Origin of the sequence: Microbacterium sp. SORGH_AS_0421 (genome assembly GCF_030818635.1) — a bacterium.
Classification (GTDB): domain Bacteria; phylum Actinomycetota; class Actinomycetes; order Actinomycetales; family Microbacteriaceae; genus Microbacterium.
Window position 1 is genome coordinate 1,379,211 of record NZ_JAUTAO010000001.1, and the last position, 25,967, is coordinate 1,405,177.

At 70.2% G+C, this 25,967-nt stretch carries 24 protein-coding genes; 11 read left to right on the top strand and 13 right to left on the bottom strand.

Features of this window, described 5'->3' with window-relative positions:
* Nucleotides 1–93 precede the first annotated feature (93 nt).
* The 3 genes from QE416_RS06540 to QE416_RS06550 are packed head-to-tail and all read right to left on the bottom strand — an operon-like array spanning nt 94 to nt 3,013.
* Nucleotides 94–984 (bottom strand): ABC transporter permease, encoded by an 891-nt coding sequence (locus QE416_RS06540; protein WP_307314566.1) that lies wholly within the window; start codon nt 982–984, stop codon nt 94–96.
* On the bottom strand, nt 981–1,757 hold the full coding sequence (locus tag QE416_RS06545; protein WP_180993396.1) for an ABC transporter ATP-binding protein: 777 nt from the start codon (nt 1,755–1,757) through the stop codon (nt 981–983). The genes QE416_RS06540 and QE416_RS06545 overlap by 4 nt, the downstream gene beginning before the upstream one ends.
* Nucleotides 1,754–3,013 carry an amidohydrolase family protein gene (locus QE416_RS06550; RefSeq protein WP_307314570.1) on the bottom strand — a complete coding sequence of 420 codons (1,260 nt, stop codon included), beginning with the start codon at nt 3,011–3,013 and terminating at the stop codon, nt 1,754–1,756. The genes QE416_RS06545 and QE416_RS06550 overlap by 4 nt, the downstream gene beginning before the upstream one ends.
* 377 nt (nt 3,014–3,390) lie before the next feature.
* On the opposite strand from QE416_RS06550, the gene QE416_RS06555 reads away from it, so the two are divergent.
* Entirely contained in the window at nt 3,391–4,635 is a 1,245-nt protein-coding gene (locus QE416_RS06555; RefSeq protein ID WP_307314572.1) for an MFS transporter, read from the top strand.
* Nucleotides 4,636–4,655: 20 nt separating this feature from the next.
* Here the strand turns inward: QE416_RS06555 and QE416_RS06560 are convergent, their stop codons facing one another.
* The 4 genes from QE416_RS06560 to QE416_RS06575 are packed head-to-tail and all read right to left on the bottom strand — an operon-like array spanning nt 4,656 to nt 8,486.
* Complete coding sequence (locus tag QE416_RS06560; protein WP_307314573.1) at nt 4,656–5,603, bottom strand: PDR/VanB family oxidoreductase; 948 nt, start codon at nt 5,601–5,603, stop codon at nt 4,656–4,658.
* Nucleotides 5,600–6,226, bottom strand: a complete 627-nt coding sequence (locus QE416_RS06565) for a helix-turn-helix transcriptional regulator (protein WP_307314576.1) — start codon at nt 6,224–6,226, stop codon at nt 5,600–5,602. The genes QE416_RS06560 and QE416_RS06565 overlap by 4 nt, the downstream gene beginning before the upstream one ends.
* Nucleotides 6,223–7,521: an amidohydrolase family protein gene (locus QE416_RS06570; protein ID WP_307314579.1), complete on the bottom strand. Its 1,299-nt coding sequence runs from the start codon at nt 7,519–7,521 to the stop codon at nt 6,223–6,225. The genes QE416_RS06565 and QE416_RS06570 overlap by 4 nt, the downstream gene beginning before the upstream one ends.
* Nucleotides 7,518–8,486, bottom strand: coding sequence for an XdhC family protein (locus QE416_RS06575; protein WP_307314582.1), 969 nt, complete (start codon nt 8,484–8,486; stop codon nt 7,518–7,520). Before QE416_RS06575 ends, QE416_RS06570 begins: the two co-directional genes overlap by 4 nt.
* Before the next feature lie 51 nt (nt 8,487–8,537).
* Here QE416_RS06575 and QE416_RS06580 point away from each other — a divergent pair, with 51 nt between their 5' ends.
* The 5 genes from QE416_RS06580 (at nt 8,538) to QE416_RS06600 (ending at nt 14,657) form a co-directional block, all read left to right on the top strand.
* Nucleotides 8,538–9,107 (top strand): NTP transferase domain-containing protein, encoded by a 570-nt coding sequence (locus tag QE416_RS06580; protein WP_210072523.1) that lies wholly within the window; start codon nt 8,538–8,540, stop codon nt 9,105–9,107.
* A 216-nt stretch (nt 9,108–9,323) separates the two neighbouring features.
* Nucleotides 9,324–10,445, top strand: coding sequence for a multiple monosaccharide ABC transporter substrate-binding protein (chvE, locus tag QE416_RS06585; RefSeq protein ID WP_267789120.1), 1,122 nt, complete (start codon nt 9,324–9,326; stop codon nt 10,443–10,445).
* Nucleotides 10,446–10,554: 109 nt separating this feature from the next.
* Nucleotides 10,555–12,084, top strand: coding sequence for a multiple monosaccharide ABC transporter ATP-binding protein (gene mmsA / locus QE416_RS06590; RefSeq protein WP_307314586.1), 1,530 nt, complete (start codon nt 10,555–10,557; stop codon nt 12,082–12,084).
* Nucleotides 12,085–12,089: 5 nt separating this feature from the next.
* Complete coding sequence (gene mmsB, locus QE416_RS06595) at nt 12,090–13,310, top strand: multiple monosaccharide ABC transporter permease (protein WP_307314588.1); 1,221 nt, start codon at nt 12,090–12,092, stop codon at nt 13,308–13,310.
* Nucleotides 13,311–13,445: 135 nt separating this feature from the next.
* On the top strand, nt 13,446–14,657 hold the full coding sequence (locus tag QE416_RS06600) for an ROK family protein (RefSeq protein WP_307314591.1): 1,212 nt from the start codon (nt 13,446–13,448) through the stop codon (nt 14,655–14,657).
* Between the two features lie 226 nt (nt 14,658–14,883).
* Here the strand turns inward: QE416_RS06600 and QE416_RS06605 are convergent, their stop codons facing one another.
* The 6 genes from QE416_RS06605 to purS form a co-directional block, all read right to left on the bottom strand.
* Nucleotides 14,884–15,813 (bottom strand): 2-hydroxyacid dehydrogenase, encoded by a 930-nt coding sequence (locus tag QE416_RS06605; RefSeq protein WP_307314594.1) that lies wholly within the window; start codon nt 15,811–15,813, stop codon nt 14,884–14,886.
* Nucleotides 15,810–17,288, bottom strand: a complete 1,479-nt coding sequence (locus QE416_RS06610; RefSeq protein ID WP_307314597.1) for an FAD-dependent oxidoreductase — start codon at nt 17,286–17,288, stop codon at nt 15,810–15,812. Before QE416_RS06610 ends, QE416_RS06605 begins: the two co-directional genes overlap by 4 nt.
* Entirely contained in the window at nt 17,285–17,779 is a 495-nt protein-coding gene (locus tag QE416_RS06615; RefSeq protein WP_210072515.1) for an ureidoglycolate lyase, read from the bottom strand. Before QE416_RS06615 ends, QE416_RS06610 begins: the two co-directional genes overlap by 4 nt.
* A 101-nt stretch (nt 17,780–17,880) precedes the next feature.
* Complete coding sequence (locus QE416_RS06620) at nt 17,881–18,585, bottom strand: GntR family transcriptional regulator (protein ID WP_307314601.1); 705 nt, start codon at nt 18,583–18,585, stop codon at nt 17,881–17,883.
* An 87-nt stretch (nt 18,586–18,672) separates the two neighbouring features.
* Complete coding sequence (gene purQ, locus QE416_RS06625; protein WP_307314604.1) at nt 18,673–19,380, bottom strand: phosphoribosylformylglycinamidine synthase subunit PurQ; 708 nt, start codon at nt 19,378–19,380, stop codon at nt 18,673–18,675.
* Nucleotides 19,377–19,625, bottom strand: coding sequence for a phosphoribosylformylglycinamidine synthase subunit PurS (gene purS, locus QE416_RS06630; RefSeq protein WP_210072513.1), 249 nt, complete (start codon nt 19,623–19,625; stop codon nt 19,377–19,379). Before purS ends, purQ begins: the two co-directional genes overlap by 4 nt.
* 234 nt (nt 19,626–19,859) lie before the next feature.
* On the opposite strand from purS, the gene QE416_RS06635 reads away from it, so the two are divergent.
* The 5 genes from QE416_RS06635 (at nt 19,860) to QE416_RS06655 (ending at nt 25,963) form a co-directional block, all read left to right on the top strand.
* Nucleotides 19,860–21,134 carry an ABC transporter substrate-binding protein gene (locus QE416_RS06635; RefSeq protein ID WP_307314607.1) on the top strand — a complete coding sequence of 425 codons (1,275 nt, stop codon included), beginning with the start codon at nt 19,860–19,862 and terminating at the stop codon, nt 21,132–21,134.
* Nucleotides 21,135–21,218: 84 nt separating this feature from the next.
* Nucleotides 21,219–22,340, top strand: coding sequence for a carbohydrate ABC transporter permease (locus QE416_RS06640; RefSeq protein WP_307314610.1), 1,122 nt, complete (start codon nt 21,219–21,221; stop codon nt 22,338–22,340).
* Nucleotides 22,337–23,242 carry a carbohydrate ABC transporter permease gene (locus QE416_RS06645; protein ID WP_267789134.1) on the top strand — a complete coding sequence of 302 codons (906 nt, stop codon included), beginning with the start codon at nt 22,337–22,339 and terminating at the stop codon, nt 23,240–23,242. Before QE416_RS06640 ends, QE416_RS06645 begins: the two co-directional genes overlap by 4 nt.
* A 29-nt stretch (nt 23,243–23,271) precedes the next feature.
* On the top strand, nt 23,272–24,726 hold the full coding sequence (locus tag QE416_RS06650) for a GH1 family beta-glucosidase (RefSeq protein WP_307314613.1): 1,455 nt from the start codon (nt 23,272–23,274) through the stop codon (nt 24,724–24,726).
* Nucleotides 24,727–24,949: 223 nt separating this feature from the next.
* Complete coding sequence (locus tag QE416_RS06655; RefSeq protein ID WP_307314614.1) at nt 24,950–25,963, top strand: LacI family DNA-binding transcriptional regulator; 1,014 nt, start codon at nt 24,950–24,952, stop codon at nt 25,961–25,963.
* The last annotated feature ends 4 nt before the right edge of the window (nt 25,964–25,967 follow it).

A 25,967-nucleotide genomic window follows, 5' to 3' on the forward strand; every position in this document is an offset into this window, starting at 1 on the left:
TCTCGGGTGCGGGGTGTTTTCGGGTACGCCGGATGCCGCCCCTGCCACGGGTGTGACAGGGAGGCTGTGGCATCCGGGTCGGGGTGGTGCGGGTCAGGAGGCGCTGTCGTACCAGCGGCCGACGGCCACCTTCGACAGCCAGCCGAAGAAGGCGAAGATCGCCACGCCCAGCAGGCAGGCCGCGAGGATGGCGGCGAACAGCTCGGCGCTCTGCAGGCGCGACTGGTAGTTGGCGATCAGCGAGCCGATGCCCGGCTCGCCGCGGCGGAAGAAGTAGTCGCCGACGATCGCGCCGATGACCGAGAGCCCGGCCGAGGTGCGCATTCCCACGAAGATCGAGGGCAGAGCGGCGGGGAGGGTGAGCTTGGTGAGCACCGTCCACTTGTCGGCCTTCTGCAGGCGGAACAGCTCGCGCTGCGACTTGTCGACCGACTGCAGGCCGAACAGCGTGTTCGACACCATCGGGAACAGCGAGATCAGCACGCAGACGATGACACGGGCGAGGAACTCGTAGCCGAACCAGAAGCCGACCAGCGGCACGAGGGCGAGGATCGGGATGCACTGCAGCACCACCGCGTAGGCGTAGGTCGAGCGCTCGACCCAGCGGGCGAGCGACATCGCGATGGCCCAGCCGATGCCGATGATCATTGCGATCCCGAGGCCCGCGAGGGCGACCCCGGTGGTGCGGAACAGGGCGATCCAGATGTCGCTGCTCACCTGCGGGTCGAAGAAGCCCGAGGTGAACATCTCGTGCGGCATGGGCATGAGGAAGCCCTTGCCCGAGGCGCTGAGGGTGATCGAGATCGCGTACCAGATGCCCAGCAGCACGACGAGGACGCCGAGCGGCGGGCCCAGCAGGGCGGCCCGCGCGCCGAACCCGCGACGGGCTTTCGCCGCGCGGGGGCGGGGCGGCTCGATGGGGGGAGTGGATGCCGAGGACTCGGCCGCGTCGGAGACGACGGGCTCTGCGGATGTGGTGCTCATGAGTGTCCTTCCCGGAGGGCGTGGGAGACCTCGCCGACGAGCTTCGCGAATTCACCGGTGTAGCGGATCTCGGGATCGCGGGGCATGTCGAAGGGGACCTCGAAGGTGTCGACGAGGTGGCCGGGGCGGCCCGACATCACGACGACCTTGGTGGAGAGGTAGACGGCCTCGGAGACCGAGTGGGTGATGAACAGTCCGCCGAACTTCTGGGCGACGAAGATCTTCAGCAGTTCGTCGTTCAGACGCTCGCGGGTGATCTCGTCCAGGGCGCCGAACGGCTCGTCGAACAGGAACAGCTCGGGGTCGAGGGTCAGCGACCGCGCGAGCGAGGTGCGCATCTTCATGCCGCCCGACATCTGCTTGGGCAGGTGCTTCTCGAAGCCGTTCAGGCCGACGAGGTCGATGGCCCACTGCGCCTTCGGCGCGCGCACGCGCTTGGGCTGCCAGTTGAGCTCGGCGAGCAGTTCGACGTTGGAGCGCACATCGCGCCAGGGCAGCAGGGTCGCGTCCTGGAAGACGTAGCCGATGCGGTCGGTGGCCACGGTGGCGGTGCCTTCGCTCGCGGTCTCGAGACCCGAGGCGATGCGCAGGAGGGTCGACTTTCCGCAGCCGGAAGGGCCGACGACGCTGACGAACTCGCCGCGCTGAACGGTGAGGTCGACGCCGGAGAGGGCGGTGGTGCCGTTGGGGAACGTCATGGCGACGTTCCGGAAGTCCAGCAGCGGCGCGGTGGGATCCGCGACGGATGCCGGGGCGGGAGAGGCCAGGGTCACGGGGCGCTCACTTTCCGTTCGGGGGCGGGGACGAGGGTGGCAAGAGCGGTCTGGGTCGAGACGGTGGTGCGGCTGACGAGCCGGCCGCGATGCAGCACCACGCGGTCGGCGCTGGCGAAGGCCACGGCGTCGCCGAGCGAGTCCGCTTTCACCGCCACGAGGTCGGCGCGCGCTCCGGCGACGGGTCCGGCCATCGGCAGGCCCATCACGTCGCGGGCGCCGATGGTGACGGCATCCAGGGCCTCCGCCGGGGCGAGGTGGGCCGCGCTGACGAGCAGCGAGGCGGTCTCGAGGTGGTCGCAGCGCCCCACGGGGTTGAAGGGGTCGCGCACGTTGTCGGCGCCCGCCGCGACGCGGACGCCCGCGTCTTTGAGGCGGCCGATCGGTGCAATTCCGCGGGGGATGGCGTGGTCGGCGCCCCATCCCTGCAGGTACAGGTTGGTGATGGGGAGGGCGATGATGCCGATGTCGGCGGCGCGCACCTCGGCCGCGAGGCTCTCGAGAGCGGTCGCGGGCATCATGCTCAGGCGTACGCAGTGCCCTGCGGTGCGAGGGCGGTGCCAGCCGGTGACGGCCCGCGCGTACGCGGCGAGGGTATCCGCCCCGGCGAGGCTCTCGTCGGTGTGCAGGTCGAGTCCGACATCGCGGCGACGAGCGAGGGCGATGAGCCGCTCGAGGTCGGCGATCGGGTCGTGGGCGAGGTGCGGAGCCCCGCCCACCAGGTCGATCCCGGCGTCGAGGGCGGCCTCGAACACCTCGTCGGGCACGGTGGGGCCGCCGAGGGCGACGAGCTCGAGGTCCATGATCCCCTCGAGCTCCGCGCGCAGCCGGACCAGGGCGCGCACGCCCGTGAGGGCGTCGTCTCCGCGCAGCAGGTCCACGTGCGTGCGGATGGAGGTGATCCCGGATGCCAGCATCCGCAGCGCCGTGGCGCGTGCTCGCTCGAACGTGTCGTCTTCGTCGAGCGTCACGGCGAAAGCGTGCCAGCTCTCGATCGCGCGCTCGAGGTCGCCGAACGGGGGGTCGATGGCATCCCAGGACTGGGACTTGTCGAGGTGCGCGTGCGGCTCGGCTCCGGCCGTCGTGACGAGGTATCCGTCGAGGTCGAGGATCTCGCCATCGGTCTCGGGGAGGGGGCTGCCGGCCGGCACCACCGCGAGCACCTCGTCGCCGTCGATCGCGATGTCGACGAGCGCGCCGGAGGTGAGGCGCACACCGCGCAGAGCGGCGATGGAGACGGGTGGAGCGGCAGACACGAGGGCCTCCGGAGGAGTCGAGAAGACAAGCGTCGGGACGGGAGCCACGGCAACGGGGCGAGCCGCTCGAGGCGGCTGCGTCAGTGTTGGTGTGACCAACATCCGGCGATGTTCCGATGCTAGGAACCACGCGTTTCCGCTGTATTTCCCCCGCGTGACCCTCTCGACAAAGTTGTCCGACAGGCGGCGGTGGTCGCGCGAGCGGGCGCGACGAGAACAGGGGATGTCACGAGAACAGGCCCATTACGGCTCGATCGGCCTGTTCTCGTCTCTTCTCCTGTTCTCGTCACCGTCGTCGCCACAGCGCGTTCGCGAGCGCGCCTGCGCGGATGAAAGGATCGTTCAGGCGCTGGACGCCCCCACCCCCGGAGATCGCCGTGCACGTCACCCCCGCCCCGCCCCGTGCCACCCGCACACCGGTGCTGTTGGGCACGCAGCTGATGTTCAACGTCGGCTTCTTCGCCGTCGTTCCCTTCCTCGCCCTCGTGATGACCGACGACTTCGGGCTGACCGCCGCCGTGGTGGGCCTCGTCCTGGGGGTGCGCACCTTCGCGCAGCAGGGCATGTTCCTCGTCGGCGGGGTGCTCGCCGACCGCTTCGGCGCGCGCCGCACGATCCTCACGGGATGTGCGGTGCGCGTGCTCGGCTTCGCCACCCTCGCCCTGTCGCTGCTCACGCCCGCTCCGCAGCTCGCCCTGTTCGTCGCGGGGACCGTGCTGACGGGCCTGGGCGGCGCGCTCTTCTCGCCGGGGGTCAACATCCTCGTGGCGGATGCCGAGCAGCGCCGCGCTCCGGCGGGTGCCCGACACCGCGCCTCGCTGTTCGCGTGGCTGAGTGTCGCGGGGGAGTTCGGGGCGGTGCTCGGACCCCTCGTGGGTGCCGCCCTGCTGGGGTGGGGCTTCGTCGTCGTCGCGCTCGCCGGGGCGGCCCTCTTCGTGCTGATCGGGGTCTTCCTCGCGTTCGCCCTGCCGCGTCGGAAGCCCGCGTCGACCGAGCGGGGGATCCACGGACGCTGGTGGTCCCTCCGCGATCGCCGCTTCGTCGCGTTCTCGGCCCTCCACGCGGCGGACCTGCTCGCCTTCAACCAGCTCTATCTCGCGCTCCCCCTCCAGCTCGCGCGCGCCGAGGCCGGCCCCGCGGTGGTCGCGGCGATGTTCGCGTGGGTCTCGGCCCTGACCCTCGTGCTGCAGCTGCCGGTCTCGCGCTGGTGCCACCGCGTGGGCGCGGCCCGCGCCCTGCGGGTCGGCTACGGTCTCTCGGCGGCAGGCTTCGCCGTCGTCGCCGCCAGTGCCGTCGTGCCGCTCGACCCCACCGGGCGTATCGTCGCCGTGTTCGCGGCCGCCGGTCTCGTCATCCTCGGGCACCTCACGACCAACCCCACCGCGCAGGGACTCGTGCCTCGCTTCGCCGGGACCCTGCCCACGGGATCGTTCTTCGGTCTGCTGTCGACGTGCGGTGGCGTGGTCGTGCTCATCGGCAACGTCGCGGTCGGCGCCCTGCTCGGCTGGACCGCCGCCCCCTTTGCGGCGTGGGTCATGCTCGCCGCCCCGCTCGTGGTCGCCGCCGTGTGTGCCCCTCGGGTCGCAGCCTCCGCGGGTACGGCCGATTCACCTCACCGCTGACGACGCGCCGTCGAGAGGCGTCACAGCTCGAGCGTGATCCGCGCGCACGCCGCACGCGAGACGCACGGCATCATCGAGCGGTTGGCATCCTGCTCCTCGGGGGAGAGGACGGAGTCGCGGTGCTCGATGTCGCCGTCGACCACCGCCACCTCGCACGTGCCGCAGGTGCCGACGCGGCAGCTCGAGGGAACGACGATGCCCTGCTCCTCGATGACATCGAGCACCGAGCGCTCCGGCGGCACCGTCACCGTCAGCCCCGACATCATCAGGTCGACCTCGAACGGCTCGGTCCAGACGGGGGGCCCGAGCACCTTGGCCTCGAAACGCTCGACGTGCAGGCTTCCGCGCGGCCAGACCGACATCGTGGCATCCAGGGCCTCGAGAAGACGGGCGGGTCCGCACGCGTAGACGACCGTGCGAGCCACGGGCGTGCCGAGGCGAGCGGGGAGGTCGAGTCGTCGTCCCTCGTCGGCCGCGTACACCTCGACGCGGGCGCCGTACTGGGCCTCGAGGTCGCTGACGAAGGCCATCGTGGTGCGCGAGCGCCCGACGTAGAGCAGCGTCCATTCGGCGCCGGCCGCCTCGGCCGCCTCGATCATCGGCACGATCGGGGTGATGCCGATCCCGCCGGCGACGAACACGTACGACCGGCCCGCGGTGGGCGCGAAGAGAAAGTGGTTCGCGGGGCCGCGGACGCGCAGGGTGGACCCCACCCGGGCGTTCTCGTGCAACCACACCGATCCCTCGCGCTCGCGGAGGACCCCGATGCGCCAGGTGCCGCGCTCGGCCGGCGAACCGCACAGCGAGTACTGCCGTTCGATCCCGCCGGGCAGGACGACGTCGATGTGCGCTCCGGGCGACCAGTGGGGCAGAGTCCCCGTCGCGCGCTCGAGGTCGAGCACGACGACGCCGTCCGCGGCATCCCGCCGCTCGCGAACGATGGCTTCGAACGTCATTCCCGCGCTCACGCGTCCTCCTGTTCGACCGCGTCATCGGCGCCGCCGCCGTGCACGAGCTCTTTCACGATGAGCAGCCGGTACGTCGAGCCGTCCGGCGAGTGCCAGCGGTGGGGGGTACCCGACCGGCAGTACACCGAGTCGCCGACGCGCAGGGTGCGCTCGCCGAAGCCGCCGAACGAGATGACGATCGAGCCCTCGAGCACCGTGAGGAACTCGTCTTCTTCGTGGACGTAGTGGTCGCCGGGCGCGGAGTTCGACCCCGTGAACTCGAGGGGCTCGAACCGGCGCGGACCCTCGGCGAGCAGCCGGGCGGTTCCCTCGGCGTACGGGCCGATTACGCCCTCGTCGGCCGCGACGAACGAGGGCTCGCAATCGTGGTCGGCGCGCGGCGGCTCCGATCCCGCGAGCAGTTCGACGCGGCTGGTGCCCAGGGCCCGGGCGAGTCGTTCCAGGCTCGCCATGCTCGGGCGTGCGAGACCGCGCTCCAGCTGACTGAGGAAGGGGTGCGACAGGGTCGCGGCTTCGGCGAGCTGGGTGAGCGTGAGCCCACGCGCCTTGCGCAGCCCACGCAGGTGAGCGCCGAGGCGTTCATCGCTGCTGGGGGTATCCATCACGGGGGCCATGGTGGTCATCGTTTCACCCTCTCGAACAGTCGGGCGACGACCTCGTGTTCGTCCACGCGCACCAGTCGGCCCGCGTCGACGACCACGCGTCCGGCCACGAGGACGGTCCGCGGGCGTCGACCGGGAGCGGCCCACAGCAGCCCCGCCACGGGGTCGGCCACGCCGGCGTCGGCGATGCCCGAGACGTCCCACAGGCACAGGTCGCCCGCCGAGCCGGGAGTCAGGCGCCCCAGCTCGGGGCGGCCCAGCCCATCGGCCGATCCCGAGGTCGCCATCGTCAGAACGATGGATGCCGGCACCTGCGGCCCCACCAGGGCTGAGACCTGCATGGCCAGGCGCGCGTCCGCGAGCAGGTGCCCCGCGTCGTTGCTGCCGCCGCCGCTCGTGCCGAGGCCCACGGCGACGCCGGCGTCGAGCAGTCGCCGCACCGGCGCGACGCCCCAGCCCATGGGGACGTCGCACCCGGGAGCGTGGGTTGCGGATACTCCGGCCGCCGCGACCCGCGCGATCTCGTCATCGGTCACCGCGCACAGGTGCGCGAGGGTGACGTCGGGAGCGAGCCAGCCCCACTCCTCGAGCAGATCGAGGGGGCGTTTCCCGTAGCGCGAGACGGCGATCTCGACATCGACGACCTCGTTGGCCTGCGTGCGTCGGCGCAGGCCGTGGCGCTGGGCCACCTCGCCGAGCAGCTCGAACGTCTCGCGCGGGTCGCTGTGCACGCCGGCCGGTCCCACGGCGACCTGCAGCATCCCGTCGGCGGAGACGCCGCCCGCACGATCCGGGACGAGGGCCGAGACGATGGCCTCCGCCGAAGCGGCCGCGGTCTGCGGGTCGTCGCGCGCCGCCCCTCGCACGAACACCAGGCGGGCGCCGAGATCGGCCGCGGCGTCCGCCGCCGCTCGGGCCATCGCGACGGTGTCGGCGTCGGCGGGCCAGGTCAGATGGTGGTCGGCGACGGTGGTCACCCCGCACAGCAGCGCTTCGGCGAGACCCGCTCGAGCGGCGAGCCCGGTCAGTTCCGGGTCGACACCCGCCTCGGCGTACGCCGCCGCCATGGCCGGGAGCCACTCCCGCATCGGGATGCCGCGCGTGCCCGGCAGCGTGCGGAACGCCGTCTGCAGAAGGTGATGGTGGGCGTTGACCAGTCCCGGCGTGACGACGCAGCCGGTGGCGTCGATGATCTCGGCATCCGTCGTGTCGGCGCTCTCGACGACGACCCCGTCGACGATCGTGACGTCTCCCTCGCGCACGCGCTCGGAGCCCGCGACGACGGCGACGGCGCCGCGGACGACGACGACGCTCATGCGCTCCTCGCAGCACACGAGTCCACGCCGCTCGCGATCGCGTGCAGGCGGGGGCCGGCGGCCTCGCGCAGCGGTCGGGCGTCGGCCTCGTTCCGGGATGCCACGATCTCGGCGATGACCGACAGGGCCGTCTCTTCCGGAGAGCGCCCACCAAGGTCGAGGCCGAGAGGGGAGTGGAGGTGCGAGAGCTCGGCATCCGTCACGCCGGCGGCGCGGAGGAGAGCCGCCCGACGCGCGACGGTGGCGCGAGCTCCCATCGCCCCGACGAAACCGACCGGCAGGCGCAGTGCCGCGCGGATCGCGGGAACGTCGAGACGCTCGTCGTGGGTGAGGACGCACACGGCTGTGCGCGCATCAGGGGAGGGGAGGGTCTCGAGGACCTCGTGGGGTGCTCCGACGACCAGCTCGGCCGCGTCGGGGAAGCGGTCGCGGGTCACGAGGAGGGCCCAGTCGTCGCAGACGGTCACCGCGAAACCGGCCGCGGCTCCCAATCGGCAGAGGGCGGCCGCGTGCTCGCCCGCACCGAGGATGATGAGTCGCGGAGGAGCCGGGCGGTGCAGCACGAGCGGCTCTCCGGTACCGAGATCGAGGTGCAGCGTCGCCTCGCGCCGGTCTCGGGCCGCTTCGAGCGCGGGTCGGTGCGCCGCATCGACCCGGTAGGCGACGACGTCGACGGCCCCACCGCAGGCGAGACCCGCGGCGATCGGGGTGATGGCGTCGTCGTCGCCGAAACCGAAGCGCGCCCGACGGATGGTGCCGGTGCGCAGGGCGTCGAGGCCGAGCATGACCGCGTCGTTCTCGACGCAGCCTCCCGAGATCGATCCGATCACCCGGGCGTCCCTCGTGACGGCGAGGGTCGCGCCCACCCCGCGGGGTGCGCTGCGCACGACCGCGGTGACCGTGACGGCCGCCACGGGCACGCCCGCGTCGAGCAGCGGCACCAGGTCGGCGGCCAGTTCGAGCATGGATGTGACCGTAATCGGGGCGTGTTTCGCGCACGCTACGCTGTCGTGACCATGCCCGCCGCGCCCCTCGGAACCGTGTCGGGCCTCGTGCTGGCCGCCGGGGCCGGACGGCGTTTCGGAGGCCCCAAGGCACTCGCCCGCACTCGCGCCGGAACACCCTGGATCGCGCTCGTCGCCCGCGCGCTGGTCGAGGGCGGGTGCCACGACGTCACCGTCGTGCTCGGTGCCGAAGCCGACGCCGCGACGGCGCTGGTGCCCACCGGGGTCTCGGTCGTTCGCGCCGAGGACTGGGCCACGGGCGTTGCGGCGTCGCTGCGCGCGGGGCTGGAAGCGCTGGCATCCGGGCCCTCCCACTCCGTCGTGGTGCTGCCCGTCGACACCCCCGACGTCCCGGCATCCGCCGTCGCTCGGGTCGCACGCGGCGCGCGCAGGGACGCCCTCGCGCAGGCGACCTATGACGGGGCGCCCGGTCACCCGGTGCTCCTGGGTCGCGATCATTGGGCGCCCGTGGCGGCCTCGATCCGGGGCGACATCGGCGCGCGGCCGTACCTCATCGCGCAGGACGCGCAGCTCGTCGAGTGCGGCGACCTGTGGTCGGGCGTCGACCACGACACGCGCTGAGAGCGGCTCGACGACCGTTCCGTCACGGTCGTATCACGGGCCCGCACGAATTTTGACGCGGCTATAGACAAAACCCCCTCCGGTGGATATTTTTTCGGAGCCGTCATAATTCGACGGACCAGAGTGCCGGGAACGAAGACGTACCCGATCCGACGCCGGGGAGGGCGCGGGTACGGATCGAAGGATCCCTGCTGTTCAGAGAGGAACGCAGATCACATGCTGAAGAAAATTCTGACCGGTGCGGCCATCGCCGCACTCGCCGTCGGTCTCGGAGCGTGCAGCTCCACCCGTCCGGCCGACGGCGGAGGAGACGCCGCGGGCGGCGGCGCGACCGAATGCAACGTCGGCATCGCCATGCCCACCCGCAGCCTCGAACGCTGGATCAACGACGGCGAGCAGCTGCAGAAGAAGCTCCAGGATGCCGGCTGCACCGTCGACCTGCAGTACGCCGACAACAAGACCGACCAGCAGATCAGTCAGATCCAGAACCAGCTCTCCGGCGGCGCGAAGATCCTCGTCATCGCCGCGATCGACGGATCGACCCTCGGCCCGGTGCTGCAGGAGGCCAAGTCGCAGAACGCCAAGGTCATCGCCTACGACCGTCTCATCAACGGCAGCGAGAACGTCGACTACTACGCCACGTTCGACAACTACAAGGTCGGCACCCTGCAGGGCCAGTACATCGAGACGCAGCTCGGTCTGAAGGACGGCAAGGGCCCGTTCAACCTCGAGCCCTTCGCCGGCAGCCCCGACGACAACAACGCGAAGTTCTTCTTCGCCGGCGCGTGGGACGTGCTCAAGCCCTACGTCGACAAGGGTCAGCTGGTCGTCCCCAGCGGCAAGTCGCCCGCCAACGACGACGCCTGGGCGTCGATCGGCATCCAGGGCTGGGCCTCCGACAAGGCGCAGTCCGAGATGGACAACCGCCTCTCGTCGTTCTACGGCAACGGCAAGAAGGTCAACGTGGTGCTCTCGCCCAACGACAGCCTCGCCATCGGTATCGAGGCGTCGCTGAAGTCGGCCGGCTACACCCCCGGCGCCGACTACCCGATCATCACGGGTCAGGATGCCGACAAGGCCAACGTCAAGGCGATCCTCGACGGTGCGCAGTCGATGACGGTCTGGAAGGACACCCGTGCCCTCGGCGACCGCGTCTTCACGATGATCCAGGAGATCAAGGACGGCAAGGAGGTCGAGGTCAACGACACCAAGACCTACAACAACGGCAAGAAGGTCGTCCCCTCGTACCTGCTGACCCCCGAGGTGGTCACCAAGGACGACGTGCAGTCGAAGCTCATCGACTCGGGCTTCCTGAAGGCATCCGACGTCGGACTCTGAGTTACCCGGCGGCGGGGCGGGTTCGCCCGCCCCGCCGCTCCCCGTGCCGCCCCCCGGGCGGCGGAGCCGAAATGCCGCCCCACCGGCGGCGGAGGGACAAGCACACACCATGACCGAACCGATCCTGCGCATGTCGGGGATCTCGAAGTCGTTCAACGGGGTTCCCGCCCTGGCCGACGTGTCGATCGACGTCTTCCGCGGCGAGGTCCACGCGATCTGCGGCGAGAACGGTGCCGGCAAGTCGACGCTGATGAAGGTGCTCAGCGGCGTCTACCCCGCCGGCAGTTTCGAGGGAGGCATCACCCTCGAGGGGGAGCAGATGGCTTTCCGCTCGATCAACGACAGCGAGGCCGCCGGCATCGTCATCATCCACCAGGAGCTCGCGCTCAGCCCGTACCTCTCGATCGCCGAGAACATCTTCCTCGGCAACGAGAAGTCGCGTCGCGGCGTCATCGACTGGAACGCCACCAACACCGCAGCGGCCGAACTGCTCAAGCGGGTGGGGCTGCGCGAGAACCCCGCGACGAAGATCTTCGAGCTCGGCGTCGGCAAGCAGCAGCTCGTCGAGATCGCCAAGGCCCTCGCGAAAGAGGTGAAGCTGCTGATCCTCGATGAGCCCACCGCCGCGCTGAACGACGACGACTCCGCCCACCTGCTCGATCTGATCGACCAGCTGCGGACGCAGGGCATCACCTGCATCATCATCAGCCACAAGCTCAAAGAGGTGCTGCGCATCTCCGATCGCATCACGATCATCCGCGACGGTCGCACGATCGAGACGATGCACCGCTCCGACGCCGACACCGACGAGGGCCGGATCATCCGCGCCATGGTCGGTCGCGATCTGAACAGCCTCTTCCCGCCGCGCGAACCCGACATCGGCGACGAGCTCTTCCGCGTCGAGAACTGGACCGTCCACCACCCCGTCGACACCGAACGCGTGGTCATCGACGACGCCTCCTTCATGGTGCGCGCCGGCGAGATCGTCGGTTTCGCGGGCCTCATGGGTGCCGGTCGCACCGAGCTCGCGATGAGCATCTTCGGGCGCATGTACGGCACCGGCATCTCCGGCGAGGTCTACAAGAACGGGCAGCAGATCGACGTCCGCACGGTCGACGCGGCCATCAAGCACGGCATCGCCTACGCCACCGAGGACCGCAAGAAGTACGGCCTCAACCTCATCGGCGACATCCAGGTCAATGTCTCGGCATCCGCCCTCGCCCGTCTCGCCCGCCTCGGTGTGGTCGACCGGTACCGCGAGTACAAGGTCGCCGATTCGTACCGCTACAAGATGAACATCAAGGCGCCCAGCGTCGCCGCGATCACGGGACGACTCTCCGGGGGCAACCAGCAGAAGGTCGTCCTGTCGAAGTGGATGTTCACCGGGCCCGACGTGCTCATCCTCGACGAGCCCACCCGAGGCATCGACGTCGGGGCGAAGTACGAGATCTACGGCATCATCAACGAACTCGCGGCCCAGGGTAAGGCCGTCATCGTCATCTCGTCGGAGCTGCCCGAGGTCATCGGCCTCTCCGACCGCATCTACACGATCTCCGAGGGGCGCATCACGGCCGAGGTCAGCCGCGACGACGCCACGCAGGAGAACCTCATGCGGCACATGACCGCCGGAAGGAACTGACAGCAATGGCCACCGCATCCACCCAGACGGTCGACGCGCCGACGCAGCCGGGGCCGCGACGTCGCGGCATCCTGTCGCGCATCAACTTCCGTCAGTTCGGCATCCTCGCAGCCCTCGTCATCATCATCGTGCTCTTCCAGGTGCTCACCGGCGGTCGCCTGCTGATGCCCGGAAACGTCAACAACCTCATCCAGCAGAACGCCTACGTGCTGATCCTCGCGATCGGCATGGTGATGGTCATCATCGCCGGCCATATCGACCTCTCGGTCGGATCGGTCGTGGCGATGGTGGGCGCGATCGCGGCGATCGCGATGAACCAATGGGGTCTGCCCTGGTTCGTCGCCGTCCTGCTCTCGCTCGTCGTCGGCGCCGTGGTCGGGGCGTGGCAGGGCTTCTGGGTCGCCTTCGTCGGCATACCCGCGTTCATCGTGACCCTGGCGGGCATGCTGCTGTTCCGCGGTCTCACTCTCGTGCTGCTCACCGGCGGCACCATCAGCGGCCTGCCCGACGGCTTCACCGCCATCGGCGCCGGCTGGCTGCCGCCGTTCCTCGGCTACCTCGGCAACTGGGACGCCCTGACCCTGGCCCTCGGCGCCATCGCCAGCGTCCTGCTCGTCGTGCAGCAGCTGCGCACCCGCGCGACGCTGCGCCGCCTCGAGCTGCCGCGCGAGGTCGCCTGGTCGTTCTGGGCGAAGAACGTCGTCGCGGTGCTCGCGATCATGGCCACCGCCTTCACGATCGCGGCCTACAACGGCACCCCGATTGTGCTGATCATCCTGGCCGTGCTGGTCCTCGCGTACACGTTCGTGCTCAACCGCACGACCTTCGGTCGCCACATCTACGCCATGGGCGGCAACCTCTTCGCGGCTGTGATGAGCGGCGTGAAGACGAAGTGGGTCAACTTCTTCATCTTCGTCAACATGGGTGCCCTCGCGGGTCTCGCCGCCGTGGTCAGCACCGCGCGTGCCGGCGGTGCGGTGGCCTCGGCCGGCCAGAACTACGAGCTGGATGCGATCGCTGCGGTGTTCATCGGTGGTGCGGCCGTCCAGGGCGGTATCGGCACCGTCGTCGGCGCCGTGGTCGGCGGCCTCGTCATGGGCGTGCTGAACATGGGTCTGTCGATCCTCAGCGTCGACGCCGCGTGGCAGATGGCCATCAAGGGCATCGTGCTGCTCCTGGCCGTCGCGTTCGACATCTTCAACAAGCGGCGCAACGGCGGTGCGTGACCGGATGGGGAGCCCGGTCACCCGGCCGGCTCCCCATCCCGGCCGCTCCGGCCGTCGGCCCCTTCGCGTCGCCGTGCGTCGGCCGCGTGAACACTCCGGTCCGCTCGATGGGATGATGGGAGAGGTGCGCCTCTCATGACCCCTGCCGTGTTCGAGCCCGCAACCCCGCTCGCGCCGCCGGCTGGCCGTACGACGAACGACCTGATCCGTCAGCAGAACCTCTCGTCCGTCCTGTCGCTTCTCCACTCCCGGGGAGCGCTCTCACGCGCCCAGCTGGGCGCCATGACCGGGCTGAACCGCTCCACGGTCACGGGCCTGGTGATGGAGCTGACCGAGCTCGGCCTCGTCCGCGAGGCTCCGAGCGGGGAGCGCACCGGCAAGGTCGGTCGTCCCACCCTCGACCTCGAACCCGAAGACCACGTCGCCGCCCTCAGCGTGCGCGCCGAGCCGCACGCCGTGACCGTGGCCCTGGTCGGCCTCGGCGGGGTGGTGCACGCCCGTCTGCGTCACGACACCGCCACTGCGCCGGCGCCGAAACGGTTCGTCCAGATCGTCGCCTCGTCGGTCGAGGCGATGCGTGCCGACATCGACCGCCACTACCGCGTGGTCGGGGCCGGGCTGGCGGTCCCCGGACTCGTCAACGCCAACGGTTCCGTCCTCGTCTCGCCCACCCTCGGGTGGAAGCGCGATCCGGTCGCGGCGCGTCTGAGCGACGAGCTCGGGATGCCGGTGGCCGCCGGCAACGACGCCAGCATCGGCGCCCTCGCGGAGTCGCGGTTCGGCGTGGGCGTGGGCGTCGGCAACCTGCTGTACCTCGGCGGCGCGATGCACAGCATCGGCGGCGGTCTCATCATCGACGGCACCCTGCTGCGAGGGACGTCAGGTTACGCCGGGGAGCTCGGCCACACCGTCGTCGACCCGCGCGGTCGCCCCTGCGTGTGCGGACGCCGCGGGTGCCTCGAGGCCGAGGTCAGCCTCGACCTGATCGAACCGCTGCTGGGGCGCCGCAAGCTCGACGAGGACGAACTCGATGTCGAGCTCGGCGTCGCCCGCAATCCCCGCGTGATGACCGAGGTGACGCGCCAGGTCGAGATGCTCTCGCTCGCCCTGACGAACTTCGTCAACGCCTTCGCCCCCGAGACGGTCGTGCTCTCGGGGTACCTCGGCGCGCTGCTGTCGGTGAGTCGCGAGCGCCTCGCCGACGCCGTGCGTGTGCACCCGCTGGGGGCCGAGGGTCGCACGATCCGCCTCGAGCGCGCACACCTGCGCTCGCGGCTCATGCTCGTGGGCCCCGCCGAGTTGGCCTTCAGCGACCTGCTCGCCAACCCCGCCGGCTTCCGGGGCTGACCCCGCTCCCCCGCCAGCAGCGCGCGTTGCGGGCCGCAGCGTCCGAATGCCCGCGTCCTCCCGTGAGTGTCCAAAACACCCGGACGAATTCCTGCGGCGTCCGGGTTTCTTGGACACTCGGCACTGGTGGCGCGGGCGCACGCTGCGCGCGGTCGCACGCTGCGCGCGGTCGCACGTTGCGCGCGGCGACGGGACGCCTGACGGCGTTTCAGCGACGAGGAGGCGATCAGCCCCCGAGCACCACGTTCACCGGCTCCTCGCCGCGGTGCAGGCGCTCGATCTGCTGGCGCACCAAGCGAGCGATGCGGGGGCGCATGGCATCCGTCGCCCCTCCGACGTGCGGGGCGATGAGCACGCCGTCGAGGCTCCACAGCGGGTGGCCCTCGGGGAGGGGCTCCGGGTCGGTGACGTCGAGGGCAGCCCGGATGCGGCCCCGGCGCACGTGGTCGACGAGCGCGTCGGTGTCGATGAGGGGGCCGCGACCGACGTTCACCACGAGCGCCCCGTCGGGCAGGGCCGAGAGGGCACGGTCGTCGATGACGTGGCGCGTCGCTTCGCCGCCGGGGAGCGAGGCCACGAGGATGTCGGTCTCGGCGAGCACCTCGTACAGCTTGCCGAGGGGGAACACCTCGACCTCGTCCTGCAGGCGGCCGTGCGAGGCGACGGCGCGGAGGTCGACCTCGAACGGCTTCAGACGCGCGGCGATCGCGCGGCCGACCCCGCCGAAGCCGAGCAACGTCACCCGGGCGTCGGCGAGGCCCGGGGCGCCGCCGCCGGTCCACTCGCCGCGGTCCTGGGCGCGCACGAAGTCGGGCAGACGTCGCTGCGCCGCCAACGCCAGCGTGACGGCGAGCTCGGACGTGGCCGTCTCGTGCACGCTCGAGGCGTTGGCGAAGACGATGCCCTCGGGAAGGCGCCTCTCCACGTTGTCGTAGCCGATCGACTGGCCCTGGACGAGTCCGACCTCGATCTCGGAGAGGCTCTCGATGACGTTGTCCATCGACATGTACGGCGGCACGACCATGTCGAAACGGTCGCGCGGCGCCGGTCCCGTCATGTCCCACACCACTACCTCGACGCCGTCGGGCAGCTCGCCCAGGTCGGCGCGGAGTTCGTCGGTGGGCACGGACACGAGGAGGGGGGTCGGAGTCGTCACCGCAGAGACGCTACCCCCGTCGCCTCGGCGGGTGAGGGAGGTTGCGCCCGGCGCCCGATGTGCACACCGACCGGTACGTCGTATGCCAGGTACTCCTGCAGCAGCGCGCCGGCGTCGCGCACGAACAACCGCCGCGAGAGGGCGGCGGCAAGCTTCGTCGCCCCGCCGACGAGGCCGGGGATCTGGTGGCTGAGCATGCCCTGGCTCAGGCGTGCGCCGTGGTTGAACATGTGGATCCGCGACAGTGCCGAGCCCTCCGGCGCGCTCCGGCTGACGAGACCGAAGTCGTCGTCGAGATACGGGAACGCCGCGAGCCCGGGGTTTTGGGCTGCGGAGGCGGGGTCGAGCCGGTCGCTCCACAGCACGGCATCCGCGGCGACGTCCGCCAGCTCGGGGCGCTGCGCGAGGTCGGAGACGATCCCCGTTGCCGCCAGGACGACGTCGTAGTGATGGATGCCATGCGGAGTCGTCACGGCGATCTCGCTGCCCGTCCACTCCACGCGCTCCCACGGCGACGACGTGAGGAAGCGGAAGGAGTCGAAGGCGTGGGCGCGCCAGAGGGCGTTCTGCGTGGCCGGCTGGTCGACCGCCGACAGGTGGACGTTGAACGCCCACTTCTGCTGGTCGGTGAAGGAGCCGTAGTTCTCGATGAGACCGGCGAACTCCATCCAGCGGTAGGGGCTCACCTGCGGCATCGCCGGTCGGCGCATGTGCACGTCGACGCTGGCCGCGCCATGCTCGAGGGCGGTGGCGGCGTTGTCGAACGCCCCGGTGCCCGCGCCGAGGACGCCGACGCGCAGCCCCGCGAGCGCCCCGAAGTCGATCGCTTCGTGCGTGTGATGCACGCGATCGGCGGGGAGCTCGCGCAGGGGGGCGGGGATGTGCCGACCTCCGGCCCCCTCGATGCCCGTGGCGAGCACGACGTGCTGAGCGGGCAGCATCCACTCGCCGTCGGGCCCCTCAAGGTGCATCTCGATCGGGCCGTTCGCGCTCGTCGGCGTGAGCGAACGCACGCGGGTCGAGGGCACCACCGTGAGGGCGGACACCTCCCGGTACCACCGCAGGAAGCCCTGCCACGCGATCGTGGGGAAGTACTCGATCGCGTCCCACGCGGCGAGGCCGTACACGGCCTCGAACCAGGCGCGGGGGCTCACGGCGGGGGTCCCCCAGGTGGGCCACGCGATGTCCTTGGGGGTGCGCAGCGTGTGCATGCGCGCGTAGGTGGTCCAGGGGCCGGCCGCATCGGCGGGGGCGGCGTCGATCACCACGACGTCGTCGATCCCGCGGCGTCTGAGCCCGCGCGCCAGGACGAGCCCGGCTTGCCCCGCGCCCACGATCACGACGGGACGGATGCCGTCTCGCGCACCGACCCAGGAGCGTCCGTCACCGGCGCTGAGTGCGCTCTGGTGCGCGGCCTCTCGTTCGAGCGCGGCGAGGCGGGCGGCGGAATCGGGGAGCGGGGTCAGCACGCTCACTCGCCGTCGATCACGACGCGAACGCCGAGGGTGTCGTCGAAGCGGTGGTTGTGGTGGTCGGTGACGTTGGTGTCGTCGAGCTCGAGGTTGACGAAGTCCATGCTCGGCTCGGCGAAGAAGGGCCCGGCGTGCCAGGTGCCCTTGCGCATCGTGATGGCCGTGCGCGGCGGGATGCGGAAGGCGCGGAGGTCGTCGAGGGCCGGGGCCTCGATACCGGGAGCGGCGACGGCGATCGTCCACTCGACGTCGCCGACGGACATGAGCGTCTGGGTGGTCTCGAGGTGGCGGGTCACGCGCACGAACTCCGGCGTCTTGTCGTCGAGGTGCATCAGATAGAAGCGCGGGATGCCGTTCGACACGTCGAGCACGGCTTCCTCCGCGGTGAAAGGAGTGCCGTCTTCCATCGGCGTCAGGACGACACCGAAGGGGTCGAACGACGCGGGGGTCACGATCTCGGCGGTGAGGCGATGGACGGTGAGGGTGTCGGACATGGCGGCTCGCTTTCGTCGGGTAATCCGACCGTACGCTTGTCCAACAAGCAGAGGAGCAACTTGTCCGACATGTTCACCGCACTGTTACGCCGGCGAAACGCTCACGAGCGCACCCGGCGGATCAGGGCGTTGCGGAGCCCCTCCGGCGCGGGCAGCTGCACCTCGCGCGACCAGTACCCGATCGCGTCGTCGGCGCCGTACCCGCAGTAGGTCATCTCGATGACCGGGGTGCCCGGCTCGGCGGAGAGGATCGCTGCGCGCTCGGCCTCGAGAGCGATCGCATCGATCCACATCGTCTCCCACGCGACCCGGATGCCGTTGGCCTTCTCAGCGAGATCGAACACCGGCCGGCGTGGGTCGAGCTCGACGTCGCGCCCCACGGGCACGAGGTCTTCCGCCAGGGCGTAGGGCGCTCCGTCTGCGCGCCACATCTTGACCGTGCGCAGCACCGTGGTGTCATCGGGCAGGTCGTCGAAGCGGTGTGCCCCGGGGGTGAGCTCGAGACGGTCGGACGACACGAGCTCCAGCGACGGCTCGTAACCGGCGGAGCGGATCGACAGGGAGTGGTCGAATTGCTGGTCGATCCGGCGGCCCACCCCCGCGAGGCGACGGTTCGGGGTGGTTCGCGCGCCCTGCGTGCGGTGCACGTATCCGCGCTCTTCGAGGCGCACCAGCGCTTCGCGCACCGAGTTGCGGCTCGCGCCGAGGATCTCGGCGAGGCGTGGTTCGGAGGGCAGCGCTACTGCCTCGCTGCTCCACAGGTTGAGGATGCCCTCGATGATCGGATCGGGATCGGGTACGCGCACGGACTCATCTTCCCCGATGGATGCCGGGACGACCGCCCCCGCCGGCCACGGGAGTCGCGAACGCTCCGAACGAGACCGCGGCTGGGATCAGGTTGCGGCGCCCACGACAGCGGCGATGGCCGAGGTGAAGAAGCCCAGGCCGTCGACGCCCGAACGCATCGCCGCAGAGGTACCCGGGCCGAAGCCCGGCTCGACCGCGTGCTCGGGGTGCGGCATGAGACCCACGACGTTGCCGCGGTCGTTGGTGAGGCCGGCGATGTCGTCGAGCGAGCCGTTGGGGTTCACCCCGACGTACCGGAAGGTCACGAGGCCCTCGCCGTTCACGCGCGCCAGGGTCTCGGCATCCGCGATGTATCCGCCGTCGGCGTTCTTCAGGGGGATGACGATCTCTTCGCCCTCGGCGAAGTCGCTGGTCCACGCGGTGGAGGCGTTCTCGACGCGCAGGCGCTGGTCGCGGCGGATGAACTGCTGGTGGGCGTTGCGGATCAGGCCCCCGGGCAGCAGGTGCGCCTCGACGAGCATCTGAAAGCCGTTGCAGATGCCGAGCACGGGCATGCCCTTGCCGGCCGCGTCCTTCACCTCGGCCATGATCGGCGCGAAGGCGGCGATCGCGCCGGCACGCAGGTAGTCGCCGTAGCTGAAGCCGCCGGGCAGGACCAGGGCGTCGACCCCCTTCAGGTCGTGCTCGCCGTGCCAGAGGGCGACGGGCTCGCCGCCCGCGAGACGGATGGCGCGCTGCGCGTCGCGGTCGTCGAGCGAACCGGGGAAGGTGATGACCCCGATGCGAGCGGTCACTCGACCACCTCGACGTTGACGACGTCTTCGATGACGGCGTTCGAGAGCATCTCGTCGGCGAGCTCGCGCGCCCGCGCGAGCGTGGCTTCGTCGACCTCGCCCTCGACGGTCAGTTCGAAGCGCTTGCCGATGCGCACGTCGGAGAAGCGGTGCTCGCCCAGACGCGACAGGGCGCCGGCCACGGCCTTTCCCTGCGGGTCGAGAAGCTCGGCCTTGGGCATGACGTCGACGACGATGGTGGGCACTGCAGCTCCAAGAGTCGGGTGGCGTTGTGAAGGCCAGTCTACGCGAGCGGCCGATGGCGCCCGCTACGGCGGACCGGGCCGAGGGGGCGGGGCTTCATAACGATCTCACAGCGTCCTCTTGACCGCGTGGGAGCGATCCCATAGCGTCATCCCCGATCGGTGAGAGCGCTCCCACGCGCGGTCGCGGGGAGCCCTCGCCAGCGCCGGTCAGCACCCACCACAAAGGAGTGATCTGTGAAAAATCGTGCCCTGCGCCGGGTGGCTCTCGTCGCCGCCGTCGCCTCGACCTCTGCCCTCGTCCTCGCCGGCTGCTCCGGCACCGGGGGTTCCGCTTCGGGCGGTGATGGTGACGTCACCCTCACCATCGCCACCTTCAACGACTTCGGTTACACCGACGCGCTCCTGCAGGAGTACATGGACGCGCACCCGAACGTGAAGATCGTGCACAACAAGGCCGCGACCAGCAACGAGGCCCGCGAGAACTACTTCCAGAAGCTGGGCAAGACCGGCCTCGCCGACATCGAGGCCATCGAGGTCGACTGGCTACCCGAGGTCATGGAGTACGCCGACCTGCTGGCTCCGGTGCCCGACGACCTCAAGAGCCGGTGGCTCGACTACAAGGTCGAGGCCGCCACCAGCCCCGAGGGAAAGCTCGTCGGCTACGGCACCGACATCGGCCCCGAAGGCGTCTGCTATCGCTCCGACCTCTTCGCCGCGGCCGGCCTCCCGACCGACCGGGCCGAGGTCGCCAAGATGCTCCAGGGCGACTGGTCGACCTACTTCGCCGCGGGCGACACCTACGTCGCCGCGACCGGCAAGGCCTTCTTCGACTCCGCAGGCGGCACCTACCAGGGCGCGATCAACCAGGTCGAGGCCGCATACGAGAACCCCGACAACGGCGAGATCACCGCCACGAGCAACCCCGACGTGAAGAAGATCTACGACCAGGTCCTGAAGGCCAGCGCCACGCAGTCGGCGCACCTGGGCCAGTGGTCGGACGACTGGTTCGCGGGGCTCTCGAACGGCGCCTTCGCCACCATGCTCTGCCCCGGCTGGATGCTCGGCGTCATCGAGGGCAACGCCCCCGAGGTCAAGGGCTGGGACATCGCGAACGTCTTCCCCGGCGGCGCCGGCAACTGGGGCGGGTCGTACCTGACCGTCCCCGGTAACGGCAAGAACGTCGAAGCCGCCCAGGAGCTCGCCGACTGGCTGACCGACCCCGAGACCCAGATGAAGGCGTTCGAGAACGCCGGGACCTTCCCGAGCCAGACCGACGCCCTCAAGGCGGACGCGCTGCTCGGCAACACGAACGAGTACTTCAACAACGCCCCCGTGGGCGAGATGCTCTCCGAGCGCGCGCAGGCCGTCAAGGTCTCGCCGTACAAGGGCACCTTCTACTTCCAGATCAACGACGCCATGCAGAAGGCGCTCACGCGAGTGGAAGACGGAACGCAGGATGCCGCCACCTCGTGGAAGCAGTGGGCGACCGAGGTCGACGCCCTGTCCTGACCTGACCTGTAGCGAGCGGATGCCGGGGCCCCGCGCCTCGAGCCCCGGCATCCGTCCCGCTCGTCTCGAGGAGGAGACACCACCGTGACAAGCACTCTCGAACGGCCCACGCGGCCGGCGCAGCCCCCGGCCGGGGACCGCCGGCCACGGCGCCTCGGCTTCGGTCAGCGCCGTAGCGCGTGGGACCTGAAGCTCTCGCCGTATCTCTACATCTCGCCGTTCTTCATCCTGTTCGCGATCACGGGTCTGTTCCCCATCGCCTACACCGCGGTGATCTCGTTCATGGACTGGGATCTGGTTCGCAACTCGGGCGAGTTCATCGGCTTCGACCAGTACGCCTGGGTGCTCTCGCAGCCCAAGTTCTGGATCGCCCTGCGCAACACCTTCAGCATCTTCCTGCTCTCGAGCGTCCCGCAGCTCGTCCTCGCGATCTTCATCGCCGCGATGCTCGACCAGAACATCCGCGCCAAGACCTTCTGGCGCATGAGCGTGCTCGTGCCGTACGTGATGGCCCCCGTCGCCGTGGCCCTCATCTTCAGCAACATGTTCGGCGACCAGTACGGCGTGGTGAACACCACCCTGCAGAATCTCGGTCTTCCGGCCGTGCCGTGGCATTCCGACGCCTTCGCCGGCCACATCGCGATCGCGACGATGGTCAATTTCCGCTGGACCGGTTACAACACCCTCATCCTGCTCGCGGCGATGCAGGCCATTCCGCGGGAGTACTACGAGGCCGCGACCGTCGACGGCGCCGGCAAGATCCGCCAGTTCTTCTCGATCACCCTGCCGAGCCTCAAGCCGACCCTCGTCTTCGTCATCATCACCGCCACCATCGGCGGCCTGCAGATCTTCGACGAGCCGCGCATGTACGACCAGTACGGCACGGGCGGGGCGGACAACCAGTGGCTCACCGTGACCCTGTGGCTCTACAACGTCGGCTGGGGCGAGTGGAACTTCGGCCGCGCCGCGGCACTCGCGTGGATCCTCTTCCTGCTCATCCTCGCCATCGGCGCGATCAACCTGTTCGTCACGCGTTCGCTCGTGCGCGACGACGGTGGTCGCGGTGACACCCGTTCCCGTCGAGACGCCCGAGCGCAGGCGCGAGCGGCGAGAGCCCGAGTGAGGGCGGATGCCGCTACCCCGGCGCCCCCGCGAGACACCGACGCGTCCCGAGGCGGCGCCGCACGACAGGAGACCCGCCGATGACCGCCGTGAGCCCCGCCCCCGTCCCGATCGTCGATCCGAACGCCCCCGGCCCCGTCCGCCGCCGTCCGCGCCCCGTGCGCGGCTCCCGCCCGGGCTGGATCGTCTACGCCGCTCTCGGCGCGGTGCTGATGGCGAGCCTGTTCCCCTTCTACTGGTCGCTGCTGATCGGTTCGGGCGATTCATCGACGATCCGCGACGCGAATCGGTCATGGATCCCCGGCGGCAACTTCTTCGCCAACGCCGCGTCCGTCATCGGCGACCCCGCGGTCAACTTCTGGCCGGCGCTGGTGAACTCGATCATCAGCTCGGGCCTGATCGCGGCATCCGTGGTCTTCTTCTCGACCCTCGCGGGGTGGGCGTTCGCGAAGCTGAAGTTCCGCGGCGGCCCGTGGCTGCTCGTCTTCGTCGTGGCGACCATGGCCGTGCCGACGCAGCTGGGCGTCGTGCCGCTGTACATCCTGTTCAGCGAGCTCGGGTGGACCGGCCAGCTCGGTGCCATCATCATCCCGGCACTGACCAGCGCCTTCGGCGTCTTTTGGATGACGCAGTACCTGCGTCAGTCCGTGCCCGACGAGCTGATCGAGGCCGCGCGCGTGGATGGCGCGACCTCGTTCCGCACGTTCCTCACGGTGGGCGTCCCCGCCGCGCGCCCCGCCGCGGCGATGCTCGGGCTGTTCACCTTCGTGAGCGCGTGGAACAACTTCTTCTGGCCGTTCATCGTGCTCGACCGCCAGAACCCCACACTGCCGGTGGCCCTGTCGCTCCTGCAGTCCAACTACTTCGTCGACTACTCGATCGTCCTCGCGGGCGTTCTGCTGTCGACGATCCCGCTGCTGCTGCTGTTCGTCTTCGCGGGCAAGCAGCTCGTCAGTGGCATCATGCAAGGGGCGGTCAAGGGATGACCCTCGCGCCCATGGAAGGAACCCGAACCATGTCCCACACCCGTTCGTTCCCCGAAGGTTTCCTCTTCGGCGCTGCCACCGCGGCGTACCAGATCGAGGGGGCGGCCTTCGAAGACGGCCGCACGGCCTCGATCTGGGACGCGTTCAGCCGTGTGCCCGATGCCGTGATCAACGCCGACAACGGCGATGTCGCGTGCGATCACTACCACCGCTACGCCGGCGACGTGCAGCTGATGAAGAAGCTCGGTCTGCAGACCTACCGCTTCTCGACCTCGTGGTCGCGCGTGCGGCCCGACGGCGGCGCTGTCAACGCGAAGGGCGTCGACTTCTACAAGCGCCTCGTCGACGAGCTGCTGGATGCCGGCATCCTGCCCTGGCTCACGCTCTATCACTGGGACCTGCCGCAGGCGCTGCAGGACGAGGGCGGTTGGACCGTCCGCTCCACGAGCGAGAAGTTCACCGAGTACGCGCTCGACATGCACGACGCGCTCGGCGACCGGGTGAACGTCTGGACGACGCTCAACGAGCCGTGGTGCTCGTCGTTCCTCAGCTACACCGCCGGCATCCATGCACCCGGGCACTACTCCCAGGCCGAGGGCATGCTCGCCGCCCACCACCTGCTGCTGGGCCACGGACAGACCGTGCGCGAGCTCCGTGCCCGCGACTCTTCGTTGAACCTGGGGCTCACGCTCAACCTCACGGTGGCGGATGCCGTCGACCCGGCGAACCCCGCCGACCTCGACGCCGCACGTCGCGTCGACGGACAGTTCAACCGCTGGTTCCTCGACCCCGTCTTCCGTGGCGAGTACCCCGCCGACATCATCAAGGACTTCCGCAAGACGGACGCCGAGGCGGTGGCACGTTGGCAGGAGGCCGTGCAGCCCGGTGACCTCGACATCATCTCGACGCCCATCGACTCGCTCGGCGTGAACTACTACCACGGCGAGTTCGTCGGGGGTACTGCGCCCGAGATCGACCCGCCCGCGGGAGATGCTCCCACCTCGCGCCCGGTCGGCAAGCCCTTCCCCGCACACGAGAACCTGTACTGGCACGATCGCGGTCTCGCTCGCACCAACATGCACTGGGAGGTGCAGCCCGAGGGGCTCACGCGTCTGCTCCAGCGGGTCAGCGAGGATTACGCGGCGGAGGCGGGCGTGGCCCTCTTCGTCACCGAGAACGGCGCCTCGTTCGACGACGAGCTGAACACCGAGGGCGACGAGCCGCGCGTGCACGACGTCGAGCGCGTGGAGTTCGTCGAGGCGCACCTCGCGGCGGTTCTGGATGCCGTGAACGAGGGCGTCGACGTGCGCGGCTACTTCTACTGGTCGCTGATGGACAACTTCGAGTGGGCGTGGGGCTACGAGAAGCGTTTCGGGATCGTCTACGTCGACTACGCCACGCAGGAGCGCACGATCAAGGATTCGGGGCTCGCCTACGCGCGGGTGATCGCGGATCGCGCGCTGGAGCCGGTCGTCGTCCGCTGACGTTGGCCGCGAGGGCCCGGTCGCGCGTCTGCGGCCGGGCCCTCGCATTCGCGGCGTGAGGCGATGCGGCGGCCACGGGTGGCCGGCGTACCGCGTGGGCCGCAGGGGATCCGCGCCGGTGCCGGTGCGATCCCCGGCGACACCGCAGTACGCTCGCATCAGCGCGGGGTGCATCCGGCCAGCCGAGCGCCGGAGAACGCGGCCGTCCTGAAGAAGGGGAGCGATGGATCTCGCATCCGTGCGGGGTGCCGCCACGATCGAAGAGGTCGCGGCGCGTGCCGGAGTCTCGCGCTCGACGGTGTCGCGAGTCGTCAACGGCTCCTCCGCCGTCTCGCCCTCCGCTCTCGAGGCCGTGCGCCGCGCGATCGACGAGTTGCAGTACGTGCCCAACCGTGCGGCACGCTCGCTCGCCAGCCGCCAGACCCGGGCGATCGCCCTGGTGATCCCCGAGCAGACCGACCGCTTCTTCGGCGACCCGTTCTTCGCCTCGATCGTCGCGGGGATCGGCGAGGTCATCGGCGAGTCCGACTACATCATGAACATGCTCATCGCGAGCGACGACGTCAGCGCCAAGGCGCTCGGGTACCTCCGTGGCGGAAGCGTCGACGGGGCGATCGTCGCCTCGCACCACACGAGCGACACCTTCCTCGACCGCGTCGCCGACGTCGTCCCCGTGGTCTACGGCGGGCGCCCCGCGCGAATCCGCGCCGACGACTACTACGTCGATGTCGACAACGTCGAGGGTGGCCGGGTCGCCACCGCCTATCTGCTGGCGCGCGGTCACCGCCGTCTCGCCACGGTGTCGGGCCCGTCGGACATGCCCGCGGGCATCGACCGCCTCCAGGGCTTTCGCAACGCGATGGCGGAGGCGGGGCTGGAGCCGGTGGCGATCGAGAACGGGGACTTCACCGAGATGGGCGGGGCGCTGGCGATGAACCGCATCCTCTCGAACGGGGTCACCCCCGAGGCGGTCTTCGTCGCGAGCGATCTCATGGCTCGCGGCGTCTACACGGTGCTGCGCGACAAGGGCCTCGAGCCGGGGCGCGACGTCGCCGTCATGGGCTTCGACGACTCGGCGGTGTCGACCGCCGTCACACCGTCGCTGACCACGGTCCGGCAGCCGTCGCTGACGCAGGGCCGGCACATGGCATCCGTGCTGCTGGACATCCTCGCCGGGCGTCCCGCGGCTCACGCGACGATTCTGCCGATAGAGCTCGTGCAGCGCGCCTCGGCCTGAGGCC

Bases quoted from the DNA above. Each gene is read 5' to 3' on its own strand.
- QE416_RS06540 (WP_307314566.1), bottom strand. From the start codon at position 984: ATGAGCACCACATCCGCAGAGCCCGTCGTCTCCGACGCGGCCGAGTCC.
- QE416_RS06565 (WP_307314576.1), bottom strand. From the start codon at position 6,226: ATGACCACCATGGCCCCCGTGATGGATACCCCCAGCAGCGATGAACGC.
- QE416_RS06570 (WP_307314579.1), bottom strand. From the start codon at position 7,521: ATGAGCGTCGTCGTCGTCCGCGGCGCCGTCGCCGTCGTCGCGGGCTCC.
- QE416_RS06575 (WP_307314582.1), bottom strand. From the start codon at position 8,486: ATGCTCGAACTGGCCGCCGACCTGGTGCCGCTGCTCGACGCGGGCGTG.
- QE416_RS06580 (WP_210072523.1), top strand. From the start codon at position 8,538: ATGCCCGCCGCGCCCCTCGGAACCGTGTCGGGCCTCGTGCTGGCCGCC.
- chvE (WP_267789120.1), top strand. From the start codon at position 9,324: ATGCTGAAGAAAATTCTGACCGGTGCGGCCATCGCCGCACTCGCCGTC.
- mmsA (WP_307314586.1), top strand. From the start codon at position 10,555: ATGACCGAACCGATCCTGCGCATGTCGGGGATCTCGAAGTCGTTCAAC.
- mmsB (WP_307314588.1), top strand. From the start codon at position 12,090: ATGGCCACCGCATCCACCCAGACGGTCGACGCGCCGACGCAGCCGGGG.
- QE416_RS06600 (WP_307314591.1), top strand. From the start codon at position 13,446: ATGACCCCTGCCGTGTTCGAGCCCGCAACCCCGCTCGCGCCGCCGGCT.
- QE416_RS06615 (WP_210072515.1), bottom strand. From the start codon at position 17,779: ATGTCCGACACCCTCACCGTCCATCGCCTCACCGCCGAGATCGTGACC.
- QE416_RS06645 (WP_267789134.1), top strand. From the start codon at position 22,337: ATGACCGCCGTGAGCCCCGCCCCCGTCCCGATCGTCGATCCGAACGCC.
- QE416_RS06650 (WP_307314613.1), top strand. From the start codon at position 23,272: ATGTCCCACACCCGTTCGTTCCCCGAAGGTTTCCTCTTCGGCGCTGCC.
- QE416_RS06655 (WP_307314614.1), top strand. From the start codon at position 24,950: ATGGATCTCGCATCCGTGCGGGGTGCCGCCACGATCGAAGAGGTCGCG.